Raw genomic sequence first — 15,081 nt, forward strand, 5'->3', positions numbered from 1 at the left:
AATTTGTCGGGGATTTCCGGAGAAATCGATCAGGCGACCGTCCGGCTCCGGCTTACCGGCAATATGACGGTGGCCGGCATGACGAACGAGGCGGAGTGGATCGAGGACGACAGTTGGTCGGAGTCGGCCATAACGTGGAACAACAAACCGCCCGGTAGCGGCGTAGTGTTGGGAGAGTGGCGGATTCCGACTTCTCCGCGGCTGCTGACCGGAGGCGGCGTCTTGCAGTCGCTCGTCGATTTGGTGGACCGCGATGGCAACGGGAACGAAGGGGCGCCGGGGTACAATCGGCTCTGGCTGGATCATTTCATCGACGCGGCCGATGTATTGGACGGCTATGACTTGTATCCGGTCGCCGATCTGTACCAAAACGTCAAGTTCCGCAAGCTGTTTTCCGGGTTGTATCCGCTGTTGCTCAGCGAAATCTATACGCCGACGATCGGCGATTACGGGAAAACCGGCAATCCGGCCAGGGAAGTGAAGCTGAATACGATGGTCAAGGCGTTTGAGCATTTTGGCGATCCGATTTTCGCGCAGGTCGCCTATATGTTGAACAACCACAGTACGGCCGGGCTTCACGGGGACATTTGGTCGAGCGATCCCGACGGACTGGCGGATCAAATCGCCGACCGGATCGAGCAATACGGACCGCTGAACCTGCCAAGCGTGAATATGACCGGCTACGGCTTCAGCGCCTTGCGGGACGGCGACAACCCGACCGGCTCATATGGTCTGGTGTACAAATTCCCGGCGCTTGACATCGTACAGCAGAGCGCAAGCGTCAAGCTTTTCGAAGACTCAGGGACCGTGCAATTCGAGGCGACCGCTCCGGGAGAGACGCTGACGTTTTCGTTTGACGTGGCCGCGGCGGATGAATACGAGCTGGCGATATTGCCGTTCAAAGCTGCCTCTTACGGGATCTATCGCATTTCGGTCGACGGGTCCGCCATTGGCCAGCTGGATTTTTACGGTGGCAACGGCACCGGACCGGAAACGATCTCCACCTTGTGGCTGACGGCGGGCAGCCATACGATCTCTTTTGAAGGCATCGGCAAGCAGCCGTCCGCCACCAACTACAAGATGGGGGTCAAGGATCTGATTTTGCTGGACGAGGCCGCCCGGCATCAACGCGACGAGCAGCAGTCGGCGGAAAATACGCTGCGCGATCTGTGGATGTATTACGGCCGGACCGTGTACCACGGTCATCGGGACACGCTCAATCTGGGCTTGCACGCCTTCGGTCTGGATCTCGCGCCAGATCTGGGTTACCCGGAGTTCGCCAACGATGCGGACCCGCATCGTCATCAATGGGTCAATAATACGGTGAGTCATAACACCGTTGTCGTGGACAAAACGAAGCAGCGCAGTCAGTGGGTGGCGACGCCACGGCACTTCGACGACAGCGGGCAAGTCAAGCTGATCGACGTCGAGGCGCCGCAGGTTTACCCGGGCACGGAGCTATATCGGCGTTCGACCGCGATGATCCGGGTCGACGAGGCGAATTCGTACGCGGTTGATTTTTTCCGCGTCGAAGGGGGGAGCGACCATCATTTCAGCTTCCACGGACCGGATGCCGCAGTGACGACGGAAAACCTGAACCTGACGCCGCAGCCGACGGGAACGTACGCCGGAGAGACGGTCGGGTACGGCGAATGCCCGGGCTGCGCCACCGGGAACTATACGGGCAGCGGATTCCACTATTTGAAGCAGGTGCGTCGGGATAACAATCCGGCGGCGGTAAGCATCGACTGGCAGGCCAAGGATACGTGGAACGTGCTGGGGAACGGAGCCGGCGCGCAGACGGACGTCCATCTGAGGCTGACGATGCTTGGGGAAACGGATTCAGTGACGTTGGCCGCAGGCGTGCCGCCGCAAAACAAGCCGGGCAATCCCCCGTCATTGACCTATATGCTGGCGCACCGGCAAGGCGCGAACCTGAAAAGCGCGTTTACTTCCGTGCTGGAGCCGTACAAGGGGACGCCATTCGTTCAAGCTGTCGAGGCGGTTCCCGTCAAGGCGGCCGGCGTGCTGATCGACGAGACGGACGATATCCGGGTGCGGGCGGTGAAGGTATCGTTGGCGAACGGCAGGGTCGATTACATCGTCAGCGCGCTCGACCCTACGGTGGAGTATACGGTGGACGACAAGCTGGCGTTCAAAGGATTTTTTGGCGTATATGCCGAAAAGCAAGGACAGCGGGTGTTCGGCTATGTGCATGACGGCTCGTATATCGCTCCCTTGTCGTCCGCGCCGGTTGACGCAACGGGGCGGCTGGAAGGCGCGATCGTCGACTTCACCCGGGAGCTTGCGCTGCAAAACCATCTGGATGTGTCGTTCGCCACATACGGGCCCGCGGCGAGTACGCTGGCCGGCCGGTGGATCTATGTGCAGAACGACGGGGTTCGCAACGCGGCCTATGAAATCCGCGGAGCGGAGACGCTCGGCGGCGGCATTGTCCGGCTTCAACTGGGGGATGCGACGCTCGTTCGCCAGTTTGTCGACGCCGCCGATTTTGCGCAAGGGTATGTGTACGATGTAGGGGTTGGACAACCGTTTTATATCCCGCTGACCGTAAGCGAGGGTACGGCGTCCGAGTCCGAAAGTCCGAACGGAGAGCCGGAGGCGTTATGGAGAGCGCTTGAGGCGCTGGTGCCGAGCTTGCGGGAAAGCGGCGAGCTCGAAGAGACGCTGAGCCGGCAGTTGGTTTACCGGCTTGGCATTATTGGCCTATTGAAGCAGCAGGGGGCCGGGCAATCCGCCATCGCCTACCTGGAGGATTTTACGGCCTATATACAAGCGCCGGCCTTGCTGCAGCAAGGGCTGATCGGCGTACAGGCGGTAGCGGAGCTGAATGCCGCCGCGGCAAAATTGCTGGCAAGCTGGCGGAGCTAGGAAAACCCGGTAGCGCGGCTTCGCCATAGTCATGTACGGAAACGAAAGCGTATCGCAGCCCAGCTTGTCCGGAAAGCGTCGGACAAGCCGGGCTGCTGTCATTCCTCCGAACGGCCGGCCAACCCCCGGGTTTGCCCGGGCGAGAAGCCGTATTTCTTTTTGAACAGCTTGGTAAAATGGGAATAGTCGCCGTATCCGACCTGCTGCGCGACCTCGTACACTTTGGCGGACGGGTCCCGCAACAGCCGCACCGCGCGCTCCATGCGCAGCTCGGTCAAATAGTCGGTGTAGCTCACGCCCAGCTCCGCCTTGAAGCATTTGCTGAAATGCGAAGGAGAGACGCCGACATGCTCGGCGATTTCCGACAAGGACAACGTTTCCTCCGTATAACGGTCGTCGATGTAAGCGACCGCTTTCATGACGAGGTGGTGCACACCGAAGTTGCGCGAGCTTCGGAAGGCGTCGATCAGTTCGCGCACATGGCCCTGCCAATCCGTTCTGTCGGCCTGTCCGGGAAGGGGCGCCCGCGCTTGAACGGGCTCCCATTGCCCCTCGGCCAGGCGAGCCAACTCGGCATGAAGGCTCATCATCAGGGCCGTCATGTATGGCCTCGTCCGGTTTTCGGCTCCGCGCGGGGAAGGCACATCGCGCTCCAGCTCGGCCAGCAGTCCGAACGACCGCTCCTCTTGCAGCATCCAGACGGCATGAGCCAAATGGCCGATCCGGCTTCGCTGCGCGATCAGCCACCCGTTGATGTCCAGCGCCTCTTGCCGGGCGAGGCGTATTTTGTCGCCGGTCCGGCCCAGGGCGGCGACCACATCGGCGGGAACGAGCGGCTTCAGCAAGTAGTCGACGACACCGAAGCGAAGCGCTTGCCTGGCATATTGGAATTGATCGTGGCCCGACACGATCAACAGCTCGATCGCGTCTCCGCGCGCTCGCAAAGCTTGCGCCAGCTCCAGGCCGTCCATGACCGGCATGCGGATATCCGTGATGACCAGATCGGGCCGCAGCTCGCCGATCCGCTCCAGTCCTTGCGCGCCATCCTCCGCCTCGCCGATGACGGCAAAGCCGGGGGCTTTGCTTTCTATAATTTTTCGCAAGCTTCGTTTGACCGTTTCTTCATCGTCGATCAGCAGCACGTTAAACATGTTCCCGCCTCCAAGGCAATTTGATTTCCACTTCCGTGCCGTCTGCGTCGGACCGTCGAATCAGCAGCCCGTATGGCTCGCCGAACGTCAGCCGCAGCCGCGTGTGGACATTCCACAAGCCGATGCTTTTCCCCTCGGAACGGTTTTCCTTCGCAATGTCCTCCGTCGTCATGGTCGTAAACATCCGGTTGTACGCTTGCATCGTATCGGGCGGCATTCCTTTCCCTTTATCGACGATCGTCAACACATACAGGCCGTCGCGCCGTTCGCCGAACAGGCCGACATAGCCGGGCTTTAGCCGATGCTCCTCGTAGCCCCGCGAGTACGCATTTTCCACGATCGGCTGCACCGTCAAGCGGACGGCGTCCACGGCGGACAAATCCGCTTCGCGGATACGAATATCCGGCCGGAGGTAAGGATAACGCTCCTGCTGGATGTTCAAGTAAAGCGCGACGTGATTCATTTCGTCGCGCAGCGAGACGATTTTGTGCGGATCGCCCGCGCTGTAGCGGAACATGCCGGCAATGGAAGCGATCATATGGCTGACGTCGTCGGCTTCCGCTTCGATCGCCCGGCTGTTGACCGCCTCCAGCGCGTTGTAAAGAAAATGGGGCGTAATTTGCGTTTGCAGCGCGAGCAGCGTCGCTTCCATATGTTTGATGGTCAATTGCTTTTCCTTCAGCTCGGCAATGTGCACCACCTCGATCAGCCGTTTCAGCTCCGCCACCATCGTGTTGAAGCTGCGGTTGAGGCTGCCGATCTCGCCGGCTTTTCCGTCGGGGGCCCGCACGTCCAGGTCGCCCTGCTCCGCGCGGTTCAGCAGCTTCTTGAGCAGCAGCAGGGAGCGGGTGATCGAAACGGTAAAGCTTCCGATCGTCGCGGCCGCCAGTCCGATCAGGAGCAGGCCGATCACGACCGTCGCCTGGCGCAGCCGGGAGAAGTCGCCGGTCAGTTCCTCCACCGGCACCTCCATCAGCAGCGTCCAGTCCGTAACCGGCGAGTAATCGTAGACGAGCAGCTTGTCCGTTCCGGAGGAGCTGTCGGTGAAATGCCCGCTTTGCTTGCCGGCAAGAACGGTGGGAAACGGCTTTGGCGCCTGCGTGCCCCATCTGGCCGCATCCGGATGGTATACGATCTCGCCAGGCGCGTTCATCGCCCAGACGAAGTGGGTCGGACTGAGCGTCCCATTGTCCAGCATGTCCGAAATCGCCCGGTATTTGAGATCGATAATGAGCATGCCGCTTGTTTTGTAGTCCGACATGTCGATAAACCGGCGGGCGACGGACAGCACGGGCGTCGAGTCGATCCAGCGGATGCCCATGATCCTGAAGTTGTTGTCATGAAATGGCACGTTCCGGTACAGCTCGTATCCTTCTATCGCCACATTTTTTTGAAAGGAGGTGGCCACCTTTCCGCTCGCCGAGACGATGGAGACGCCGGACAGATCGGAACGGCCGTACAGCAAGTTCGGGAAAATTTCGTTGGACATGCGCTGGGTCAATGCATATTCGTCGTAAGGGTCCATCGTGTCGACCTTCAAGAAGCTTTGGATCAGCGGGTGTACGGCCAGCGGGAAGGTCGCATTTTGCAAATCGATGAAATAGTTGTCCAGCCTGTCGTTGATTTTTGCCCGATCATTTTCGCGCTGTACCGGATCGCGCTTTTTTCCATCGCCGCCGTCGATTCGTCATACCAGAGCGTGCCGAACACGGCCAGCGGGGCGCATATGAACAGCATCGCCAAAACGACGAGCCGGGTATGAATCGACAAGCGGGCAAGCAGGTTGCTCACGGGTCTTGCCGGAACGGGCAAAACGATTGTCGGTCAGGGTGGCAATTCCGTTGCTGTTCCTTACTATTCGTCATAAAGGCGCCCATTCCTTGACCGCGGCTGAAAGCGCTTAACGGTTTCCCATGAAACCCCGCACGCGAACAGCAAAAACCATATTCAAGGCCGGACGGTTCCTTTATGATAAAGCTGACCCGAAGTGCTAGCCTTCCGTGTCGACCAGAACAAGGGGGAACGATTGCCATGCAAATCAATCAACGGGGTTGGCGGGCGACGGCCGGCGCGGCTGCGGTTTTGGCCGCGGCCACGCTGCTGGCCGGCTGCGGCGGCGAAGTCGATTCGCAAAGCTCGCCGGATGCCAAGCCGACGGAGAAGGAACCGAGAGTCATCACGTTTCTGATGAGCGATCTGCAGAACGCCTACGCCAAGGACATGCAGCCCGGCGATCCGTATGTCAAGGAGCTTTCCCGGCTGTCCGGCTATTCGCTGAAGTATGAATTTCTCGACCATAACAGCTACAGCCAGCAATTGACGCTGCGCTTCGCCTCCGGCCAGTTGCCGGACGTCATCTTTACCGCTTCGATCGATAATCCGAGCCATCCCAATGCGGTGGAGAACGGCATTTTTACCGAACTCGGCCCGTTGATCGACAAGTACGGCCCCAACCTGAAAAAGCATATTCCGAAGGAGGCGTGGGATAGCCCGAACGTCAGCAAGGACGGTAAAATATATGCCATTCCTTCCTTCTCGGCGGCTTATCCTTCCTCCCGCGTCATCTATACCCGTCAGGATTGGTTGGATAAGCTGGGCATGAAGACGCCAAAAAGCTTGGACGATTTTCTCGCTTACTTCGAGGCGGTCAAGCAAAACGACGTGAACGGAAACGGCGACCCGAACGATGAAATTCCGTTCTACGCGAGGGAAAACCTCGGCTACAGCGAAGCGTTTTTCGGCTACTTCGGCGTCTTTCCCGGCATATGGACTTACAAGGACGGCCAAATGAGGCCGGATCTGATCGATCCGCGCATGAAGGACGCGGTCTCCTTTTACAAGCTGCTTTACGACAAAGGGTACATGAACCGCGACGTGTTCACCACCAAGTCGGGCGACTGGTTTAACAATATTAGCGCCGGCAAGGCGGGCATGTGGCTGCATGACGTGCAAAATTTCATGTCCTCCTTCAATCCGGACACCAAGTTTCCGAACCAGTCCGGCGTCAAGCTCGATATGCTGGGCGGGCCGGTTCGCGCGGACGGCAAAAGCTACCTGTATCCGGAATCGACCGGCATCAAAAACGTATTTGTCATTCCGTCTTCGGTCAAGCATCCGGAGGAAATGATTCAATTTTTCGACTGGGCGTGGTCGGACGATGCGCAGAAGGAGAAGTTTTTCTCTTTCGGCATCAAGGACGTCAATTATACGGAGAAGGACGGCCAGGTGAGTGGGATTCGGCGGCGCCCGTCAACGCGGATAAAAACGCGATCAGCATCTACCAGCTTGTGCTCAATCCGGTGGGGGACGCCAGGTTGTCCGATCAGCTTATTTCGATCAACCGGTACAAGGATTTGATTGCCAAAGGGAAAAAGCTGGCCAACGACGACGCCATGGCGAACGACGCCCTGCACATGCCGGTGTTGAACACGATGAAAACCCACCCCGAGCTTGGCGCGGGCGGCGGGTCACTGTTTATGGACATGGTCGCCAAGGTCGTAACGGGCAAGGAGGAGGCCGGCCGGGCATTCGACACGTTTGTCGCCGAGTGGAAACGGCGCGGCGGAGACGAAGCGATCAAGGAAGCGACGGCCTGGTACGAATCGTTCAACGGCAAATAGCTCGCGGCGCAGGCCACACATACGTTCGATCTCATTCGAAAGCCAGGTGAACACGGCGGGGGAGGAAAGCGCTGCCGACGGCCCGCTTCACCGGGCTTTCGCACATAAGGAAGTGGGGAATATGCCGTTCAAACCGGGGACGCAAACGTCCCGGGCGCTGCTTGTGATCGCGCTGCCGGCCATTTTGCATTTGCTGCTGTTCAAATATATCCCGTTACTCGGCAATGTGATCGTCTTTCAGGATTACAACATTTTTCAAGGGATTCGCGGCAGCGATTGGGTGGGACTCAAGCATTTTGTCAATATGTTCACCTATCCGGAGTTTTATCATATTTTGCGCAATACGCTGCTGCTCAGTTTGTATTCGATCGCCTTCGGATTTCCTGCTCCTTTGATTTTGGCTTTGCTGCTCAACGAAATCCGCTCGTCGCGGTTTAAAAAACCGATTCAGACGGTTTTGTATTTGCCGCATTTTTTATCATGGGTGATCGTGGGCGGGCTGTTTCTCCAATTGCTTCATTATGACGGACTCGTCAACCGGATGGCGAACGGGCTCGGCTTCGCATCGGTCGATTACTTCACGGAGCCCGTCTATTTCCGCGGCCTGCTCGTCTCGATCGGGATTTGGAAAGAAATCGGCTGGGGCATGATTATTTACTTGGCCGCGCTGGCCGGAATCAACCCGAATTTGTATGAGGCCGCCATGGTGGACGGAGCCGGACGGTTTCGCCAAATGTGGAGCATCACGCTGCCTTCGCTGCTGCCCGCCATCGTCGTGCTGCTGCTGCTCCGCGCCGGGCAAGTGCTCGATGCGAACGTCGAGCAACTGTTGGCGTTTTTGAACCCGCTTGTGCGCGATGTCGGCGAGGTCGTGGATACGTACGTCTATCGTGCCGGTTTGCTCGGGGCCCAGTTCAGCTATACGACGGCGATCGGCGTGTTCAAATCGGTTATCGGTTTCATTCTGATCGTGGGGCTTAATTATATAAGCAGAAAATCGACCGGGGAAAGCATTTATTAGGGGTGTGGACGCAAGTGACGGCTGCAAGCGGGAAGGACCGATGGTTTCCGATTTTGAATCATACGTTTTTTGTGGTTGTCGGGCTGGCGATGGTGGCGCCGATGATTCATTTGCTGGCGGTTTCTTTCAGTTCCACGGAATTTGTCAATGCGAAGCAGGTTTATTTTTGGCCGAGGGGCTTGAATTTCCAAGTATACGATTCCATTTTCCAACAAAAAAAGCTGTGGAAATCGCTTGGGGTGAGCGTCTATATTACGGCGCTCGGGACATTGATTGCGCTTTTTTTTACGTCGACGATCGCTTATGCGCTGTCCCGGCCGCAGATGCCGGCCCGAAAGCTGATTTTGCGGGCGGTTGTGCTGACGTTCGTTTTTTCCGTCCCGCTGATTCCGTCCTATTTGCTCGTACGGACGCTGCAGATGGACAATACGTTGTGGGCGCTGATGATTCCGGGAGCGCTCGGGGCGTTCAACATTATTATTATGAAAACCTTTTTTCAGGGCTTGTCCGCGGAGCTGTTTGACGCGGCGCAGATGGACGGCTGCAGCGAATACGGCATTTTTGCCCGGATTGCCATTCCGCTTTCGATGCCCGTCATCGCCACGATTGCGTTATTCCATGCCGTTGGCCAGTGGAATTCGTATTTCTCCGCGCTGATCTATATTCGCACGAAGGACATGTACCCGTTGCAGGTGCTTTTGCGCAATATGGTCATGGAGGGGCAGGTGCAGGACTCGATGTCGGCGTCCGAGATGGCGAGCTCGTTTACGCCCGAGCAAATGAAAGCGGGGGTCGTGTTGTTTGCGACTTTGCCGATTGTGGTCGTATATCCGCTGCTTCAGCGCCATTTTGTCAAGGGTGCGATGCTCGGCTCTTTGAAGGAGTAGACGGGCCGGAAACAAAAAGCGACGATCTGAACGCGGGAGGAGAGAGAGGTATGAAATTTGCCGTTGCCAAACAAAGCATTACCCCGTCCCGGCCGGTGTTTATGGCCGGCTTCGGCGGGAGAACGCATAAAAGCGAAGGGGTGCTCGACGACTTGTTCGTCAAGACGGTATTGCTGTCGGCGGGGCGGGACTTGCTGATCGTCGCTTTCGACGCGCTGGGAGCGGACCGGGGGTTCGTCCGCGGGCTGAAGCGGGAGCTGCGCGAGCGGTTCGGGCTGGAGGAGGCCGATGTGATGCTGCATTTCTCGCATACGCACGCTTCGCTGTATTTGACCGGCGAGGAGGCGGAGGCGCGCCGGGGCAACTACAGCATGGGCCAGGACGACTGGCAGGAGGATTCGGCGGCGATCGATTATACCGAGGATGTTGCTTATTATCGTTGGATCAGGGAGACGACTGTTGCGCTGGTCGAGCGATGTTATGCCGAACTGCGGCCGGGCCGCCTGAAGCTGGCCGCGGGTCGGACCCGGGCGGCGGTCAGCCGGCGACGCCTGACGAGCGAAGGGGTGAAGTGGGCGCCGGCGCCTGAGGCGGAAATGGACGACGAATTGGCCGTGCTGACCTTAACCGACGAGCGGGAGCGGCTGCAGGCGGTATTGTTCCAGTTGGGCTGCCACCCGACGGCGATGGGGGCGGACAACTACCTGCTGTCCGCCGAGTTCGTCGGGCAGGCGTGCGCGCGGCTGGAGGAGGCGCTGCCGGGGACGGTCGCCGTGTTTTTGCAAGGCTGCGCCGGCGATTTGAAGCCGCGGCACAGCGCGGACGGCGACCGGTTCAAGTCGTGCACGGCGGAGCAGATGCGGACCGCCGGCGACGAATTGGCCAGGGAGGTACGCCGGGTGTTGAGCGGAGGCGCGTTCGCCGAACTGGCCGGTCCGTTCCGGTCGGCGCTCGCCAGCATCGATTTGGCCGTGGCGCCTGACGATGACGAGCATATGGCCAGGCTGCTTGGAGGCGCGGCCGGCGAATATTACCGCCGCGCGGCGCAGCGAACGATCCGGGCAGAGCAAAACGGCACGGTCAAGACGAAGCTGCCGCTGTACGTGCAGACATGGAGGCTGGCGGAGCGGGTGGCGTTGATCGCGCTGGAAAGCGAAATTCCGACCGGCTATTCACTCAGGCTCAAGCGCGATTACCCGGGCTTCCGGCTGCTCGTGCTCGGCTATACCAATGGCGTGTATTCGTATATCCCGACCCGGAACATATTGGAGGAGGGCGGCTACGAGGCCGACCATCCGTTCACGATCGGCTTCAAGGGCCGGTTCGCGCCGGAGACGGAGGATTGCATCTTGGACGAAATCGGCCGGCAAATGGAGACCGTCGGAAGGCCGCCGGAAGACGAATGACACGGCTTTCATCTAAAAAAGAAGAAGCTGTTTTCTAAACTGGTACCCATAGTCTGGACACTTTGAAAAAAGGTGTTTAGGCTGTGTGCTGAGGGGGCGACTTATCGCCTCCTTTTTCCCGATTTGCTGACAACAAAATAAGGGGTGCGCGCGTATACACTGCAAGGCCAAACCGTCAACCTACAGAAAAGGCGTGGATCAGAAGTGAAAAAATGGATGCTGGGGCCGATAAGCGGAGCCGTTCTTATGGTGTCTACCGCTGCGGTGCCTTCCGAGAATATAGTAAAAATTGTCGAGGGACACGAACTTGGATGCATTGGAATCCGCGTAGATCGCGGATTTTTTAATTTAAGGATATAGGTTCTTGTCCTGGGCCCAGGACAAGAACCTATATCCTTAACCGTATGGGGACAACAACTTATATGCATTGCCGTATCAATATTGGCGTATGAGAGTCAATGCCGGTTATGCTGAAGCTGAAGGCGCTCCTTTACTTCGTTCGGGATGACGTCTCGGGGGAGCAGCGCTCGTGCTGTATAGAGTGAAGGCTGAGCGACCCACCTTTTTGACGGAATGGTGCTTGGTGCTGTTTTGAGGACCAGAGTGTGGTTCGTCGACCCGTTGCTCAGCAAGCCGATCATAGTAGTTGAGGAGCTGCGGCGCGCCCTCGAACAAGCATTCTTGCGCAAAGTGGTATACTATGAGCATAGATGCCTTTCCGAAGAAAGCGAGGTTGCCCCATGCGTTTCATCAGCCTGCGGACCAAATTGATAGCGGCTTCGCTGTGCTTCGTGCTGCTGCCGATTATCGGCATTGGCGCATACGCCTATAACGAATTCGAAAACATATTGAGCGCGAAAATCGCCGAGGCGACGTCCGATCGGCTACTGCAGGTGAACCGCAATATCGTGCAGGAGCTGACGATGATGGTGAACGCCTCCCGATCGATCGTGCTGGACGAAAACGTACTTGCGGTGCTCGCACGTTCGCCTGACACGAGCCGGGACAAGTTGGACAACGTCGGGCGGATGGACAAGAAATTTCTGGAGGTGTCGACGGCGATCTTGACCGACTCCCCCCTGTTCACTCTGGTCGACAACGACGGATTCGTCTACACGAATTGGGGCCAGACGCCGCAAGCGCTGGCTCAACTGCGGCAATCGGACTGGTACCGGCAAGCCGAGGCGGAAAAAGGGTACATGGTGTGGAAGCTGAACCACGACAGCTATATCAAGCCGGCGGAAGGCAAGCTGGTGACGCTGGCGCTGGCGATCCGCGACAAAGATTTGCAAAACGTGATCGGGATGCTCGTCATCAGCCGACCCGCCGACCAGTTTTTGCGCATGTTGGCGGCTAAAAGCGAAGGCGTGCTCGGGTTTATGGTCGACGAGGACGGGCAGCTGCTGGGGGAGCACACGCCGGAGCTCGACGCGCTGTATCCGCGCATCGCCGACGGGCTGGCCCGGCATGTAAACGGATTTACTGCCGGAGTGGGGGACAACCGCTTCGAGATCGTCGCTGACACCGTGCCGATCGCCGACTGGCGCGTCGTGCAGGCGGTGTCGTACAATGACATGCTGAAGCCGGTCGCGCAAATCCGTCAAGTCGTATTTGTGCTGCTCGCAATCAGCATGGTATTGTTTATGTCGATCATTGTCGTCCTTTCCTCGATGGTCACCCGACCGCTGCGCCGGCTGGGCGGCCTGATGAAGCAGGTCCAGTCGGGACGGTTGGACGTCGCCTTTGAAATCCGCTCGCGCGACGAGGTCGGGCTGCTCGGAATGACGTTCAACCAGATGCTGCTCAAGCTGAGCGATCATCTGGACCGGGAAATCGAGCTGGAACGCAGCAAGGAGCAGGCCAAGCTGGAAGCGCTGCAGGCGCAGATCAACCCGCATTTTTTGCATAACACGCTGAACACGATCAAATGGATGTCGATCATGCGCGGGGCGAAGGATATTACCGACATGCTGCTGTCGCTCGGCAACCTGCTGAACATGAGCATTAACCGGGGGCAGGAAGCGATCCGGCTGGCGGAGGAAATTGAAAACGTGCGCAGCTTCCTGACGATTCAAAAATACCGGTTTGGTGACACGATACGGGTTGTGGAGAGCTTCGGGACGGAAACGCTGGACGGCTATGTGCCGAAGCTGTCGCTGCAGCCTCTGGTAGAAAATGTGTACCGTCACGGCTTGTTCATCGACGGAGGGCAAATGACGTTATGCTCACGCCTGGACGGGGACGAGCTGCTGCTGCGGGTGGCGGACAACGGCGCGCCGCCCGCCCCCGAGCGGCTGCAGGCGATCGAGGAGCGGCTGGCGGCTGACGAAAACGGATCGTTTTCCGGAATCGGCATCGCCAACGTGCACCGCCGCATTCAGCTCATGTTCGGCTCCGCGTACGGCTTGCGTTTCGAACGCGACGAGGCGGAGGGCACGAACGTGTTTACGATTCATATACCGTTTCGGAGGGATGGGGTATGAGAATTCGAATGGCCGTCATTGACGACGAGGTGTTTGTCCGCAAGGGCATTATTTCCAGTGTCGACTGGGACCGCCACGGCGTCGACATCGCCGGGGAGGCGACGGACGGGATCAGCGGCATGGAATTGGTCCGGCGCACCCGGCCCCATATCGTGCTGACGGATATCCGCATGCCGCATGTCGACGGCCTGGAGCTGATCCGGATGATCAAAAGCGAGCTCCCGTCCTCGCGGATATTGATCCTGAGCGTTCTCGAAGATTTTCAAACCGTTCGCGAGGCGTTGAGACTTGGCGTGGTCGATTACGTGCAAAAGCTGCTGATGACGCCGGAGGCGCTGCTCGCGGCCGTGCTGCAAATCAAGCAAAGCATCGTGGCGGAGCCTCTGCCGTCCGCAGCCGCGCCGGAAGGCGGACTCGGCGAATGGCTATCCGGGGCCGACACCGCGCCGTTCGACAGCTTGTTTGCGGACGTGACATCGTGCATACTCGGTAAAATTGTGCTGAGCGAGCGCAAAGACTCGGCACATGCCGACCCCGAGTTTTCCCCCGACCGTGGAGACGATGACTGCAAGACGGTGCGGGAATGGCTGAGGCGGTCGCCGGAGCCGGCGCTGAACGCCGCCCGGATCGTGCCGGACAAGGACGGCGCTTGCTGGGCGCTTATCCCCCGGCACGACGACGGCCTCTCCCGCGAGCGGGTGGTGCGCGCCCTGAGGCAGCTCGCCGAGGCGTGCGCGGAGGCCGGATTGGCGCTGACAGCCGGATTGAGCCTGCCTTTCGCCGAGCCAAAGGGTCGCCTGGCGGCTCGCGATCAAGCGAATGCCGCGTTGCGGCGGCGGTTTTATAAGGGCGACGGCGGCGTCTTCGTGTACCGGGAGGAGGATCGTCAGCCGAAGCGCGACGGTCATTTCATCTCGAACGAGTTGCTGAAGTCGTATGCGAACGGCTTGCGCATCGACGGCGACGAAGCTTCCCTGCTTGCCTGGAGTCGGCTGTTTCCGGAGGAGGCGGACGAGTCGTTTTCGGTAGAGGCGATTCGCGAAGCGATCTATTTGTGGCTGTCCTCGGTCATGCTCGCCCTCGAGGAAAGAGGCGAGCAGTTGGCGTCCGATCCGGCCGAACCGTCCCTGTTCGAGCAGGTTCGGCTCATCGATACGTATCCTCGGCTGCGGGAATGGTGCCTGCGCCTGCACGAGGCGGTCCGGCTGACGTTCGGCAAGGCGCAGCCGCAGCATCGTGACGAAATCCGCAGGGCGATGGAATACACCCGCAGCCATTACCGGGAGCCGATCAAGGTGAAGGATGTCGCCGATTGGGTCAATTTGAGCGAAAACTACTTCAGCTATTTGTTCGCCAAGGAAACGGGAAAGCCGTTCGTCCAATATTTGCAGGAGACGCGAATCGAGCAGGCGAAGGAATGGCTGCGGGACGGCAAGCTGAAATGGTACGAGGTGACGGAGAAGATCGGCTTCGAAAGCCCGAAATATTTCACCAAGGTGTTTAAAAAATACAACGGGATCACCCCGATGCAGTACGCCCGGGAAAACCGCTCGGGGACGACCAATTGAACAATAGGTTAGCCTCGCATCCAAGAAACGGGCACGCTTTCGTAGAATCGGAC

11 protein-coding genes are annotated in these 15,081 nt (G+C 58.7%); 9 read left to right on the top strand and 2 right to left on the bottom strand.

Features of this window, described 5'->3' with window-relative positions; genetic code table 11:
• Positions 1-2,892: FIMAH domain-containing protein (locus tag FE784_RS23680; RefSeq protein ID WP_139604738.1), on the top strand; the 2,892-nt coding region annotated here is incomplete at its 5' end.
• Between the two features lie 98 nt (positions 2,893-2,990).
• Here the strand turns inward: FE784_RS23680 and FE784_RS23685 are convergent.
• Positions 2,991-4,043 carry a response regulator gene (locus tag FE784_RS23685; RefSeq protein ID WP_139604739.1) on the bottom strand — a complete coding sequence of 351 codons (1,053 nt, stop codon included), beginning with the start codon at positions 4,041-4,043 and terminating at the stop codon, positions 2,991-2,993.
• Positions 4,036-5,634, bottom strand: coding sequence for a sensor histidine kinase (locus FE784_RS23690; RefSeq protein WP_139604740.1), 1,599 nt, complete (start codon positions 5,632-5,634; stop codon positions 4,036-4,038). The genes FE784_RS23685 and FE784_RS23690 overlap by 8 nt, the downstream gene beginning before the upstream one ends.
• On the opposite strand from FE784_RS23690, the gene FE784_RS41080 reads away from it, so the two are divergent.
• The 8 genes from FE784_RS41080 (at position 5,629) to FE784_RS23725 (ending at position 15,028) form a co-directional block, all read left to right on the top strand.
• The gene (locus FE784_RS41080) at positions 5,629-5,805 is read left to right on the top strand and encodes a hypothetical protein (RefSeq protein ID WP_176706464.1); all 177 of its coding nucleotides are present in this window, start codon (positions 5,629-5,631) and stop codon (positions 5,803-5,805) included. The genes FE784_RS23690 and FE784_RS41080 overlap by 6 nt on opposite strands.
• 269 nt (positions 5,806-6,074) lie before the next feature.
• Entirely contained in the window at positions 6,075-7,400 is a 1,326-nt protein-coding gene (locus tag FE784_RS23695) for an extracellular solute-binding protein (protein WP_176706465.1), read from the top strand.
• Entirely contained in the window at positions 7,358-7,663 is a 306-nt protein-coding gene (locus FE784_RS23700) for a hypothetical protein (RefSeq protein WP_139604742.1), read from the top strand. The genes FE784_RS23695 and FE784_RS23700 overlap by 43 nt, the downstream gene beginning before the upstream one ends.
• A 121-nt stretch (positions 7,664-7,784) precedes the next feature.
• Positions 7,785-8,684, top strand: a complete 900-nt coding sequence (locus FE784_RS23705) for an ABC transporter permease (protein ID WP_139604743.1) — start codon at positions 7,785-7,787, stop codon at positions 8,682-8,684.
• 14 nt (positions 8,685-8,698) lie between these two features.
• Complete coding sequence (locus FE784_RS23710; protein ID WP_246132146.1) at positions 8,699-9,571, top strand: carbohydrate ABC transporter permease; 873 nt, start codon at positions 8,699-8,701, stop codon at positions 9,569-9,571.
• Positions 9,572-9,621: 50 nt separating this feature from the next.
• Complete coding sequence (locus FE784_RS23715; RefSeq protein ID WP_139604744.1) at positions 9,622-10,977, top strand: neutral/alkaline non-lysosomal ceramidase N-terminal domain-containing protein; 1,356 nt, start codon at positions 9,622-9,624, stop codon at positions 10,975-10,977.
• Between the two features lie 740 nt (positions 10,978-11,717).
• A complete protein-coding gene (locus FE784_RS23720) occupies positions 11,718-13,460 on the top strand; it encodes a sensor histidine kinase (RefSeq protein ID WP_176706466.1) in 1,743 nt (580 codons plus the stop codon).
• Positions 13,457-15,028 (top strand): response regulator transcription factor, encoded by a 1,572-nt coding sequence (locus FE784_RS23725; RefSeq protein WP_139604746.1) that lies wholly within the window; start codon positions 13,457-13,459, stop codon positions 15,026-15,028. The genes FE784_RS23720 and FE784_RS23725 overlap by 4 nt, the downstream gene beginning before the upstream one ends.
• The last annotated feature ends 53 nt before the right edge of the window (positions 15,029-15,081 follow it).

The organism is Paenibacillus hemerocallicola (genome assembly GCF_006265175.1).
Classification (GTDB): Bacteria; Bacillota; Bacilli; order Paenibacillales; family NBRC-103111; genus Paenibacillus_AB; species Paenibacillus_AB hemerocallicola.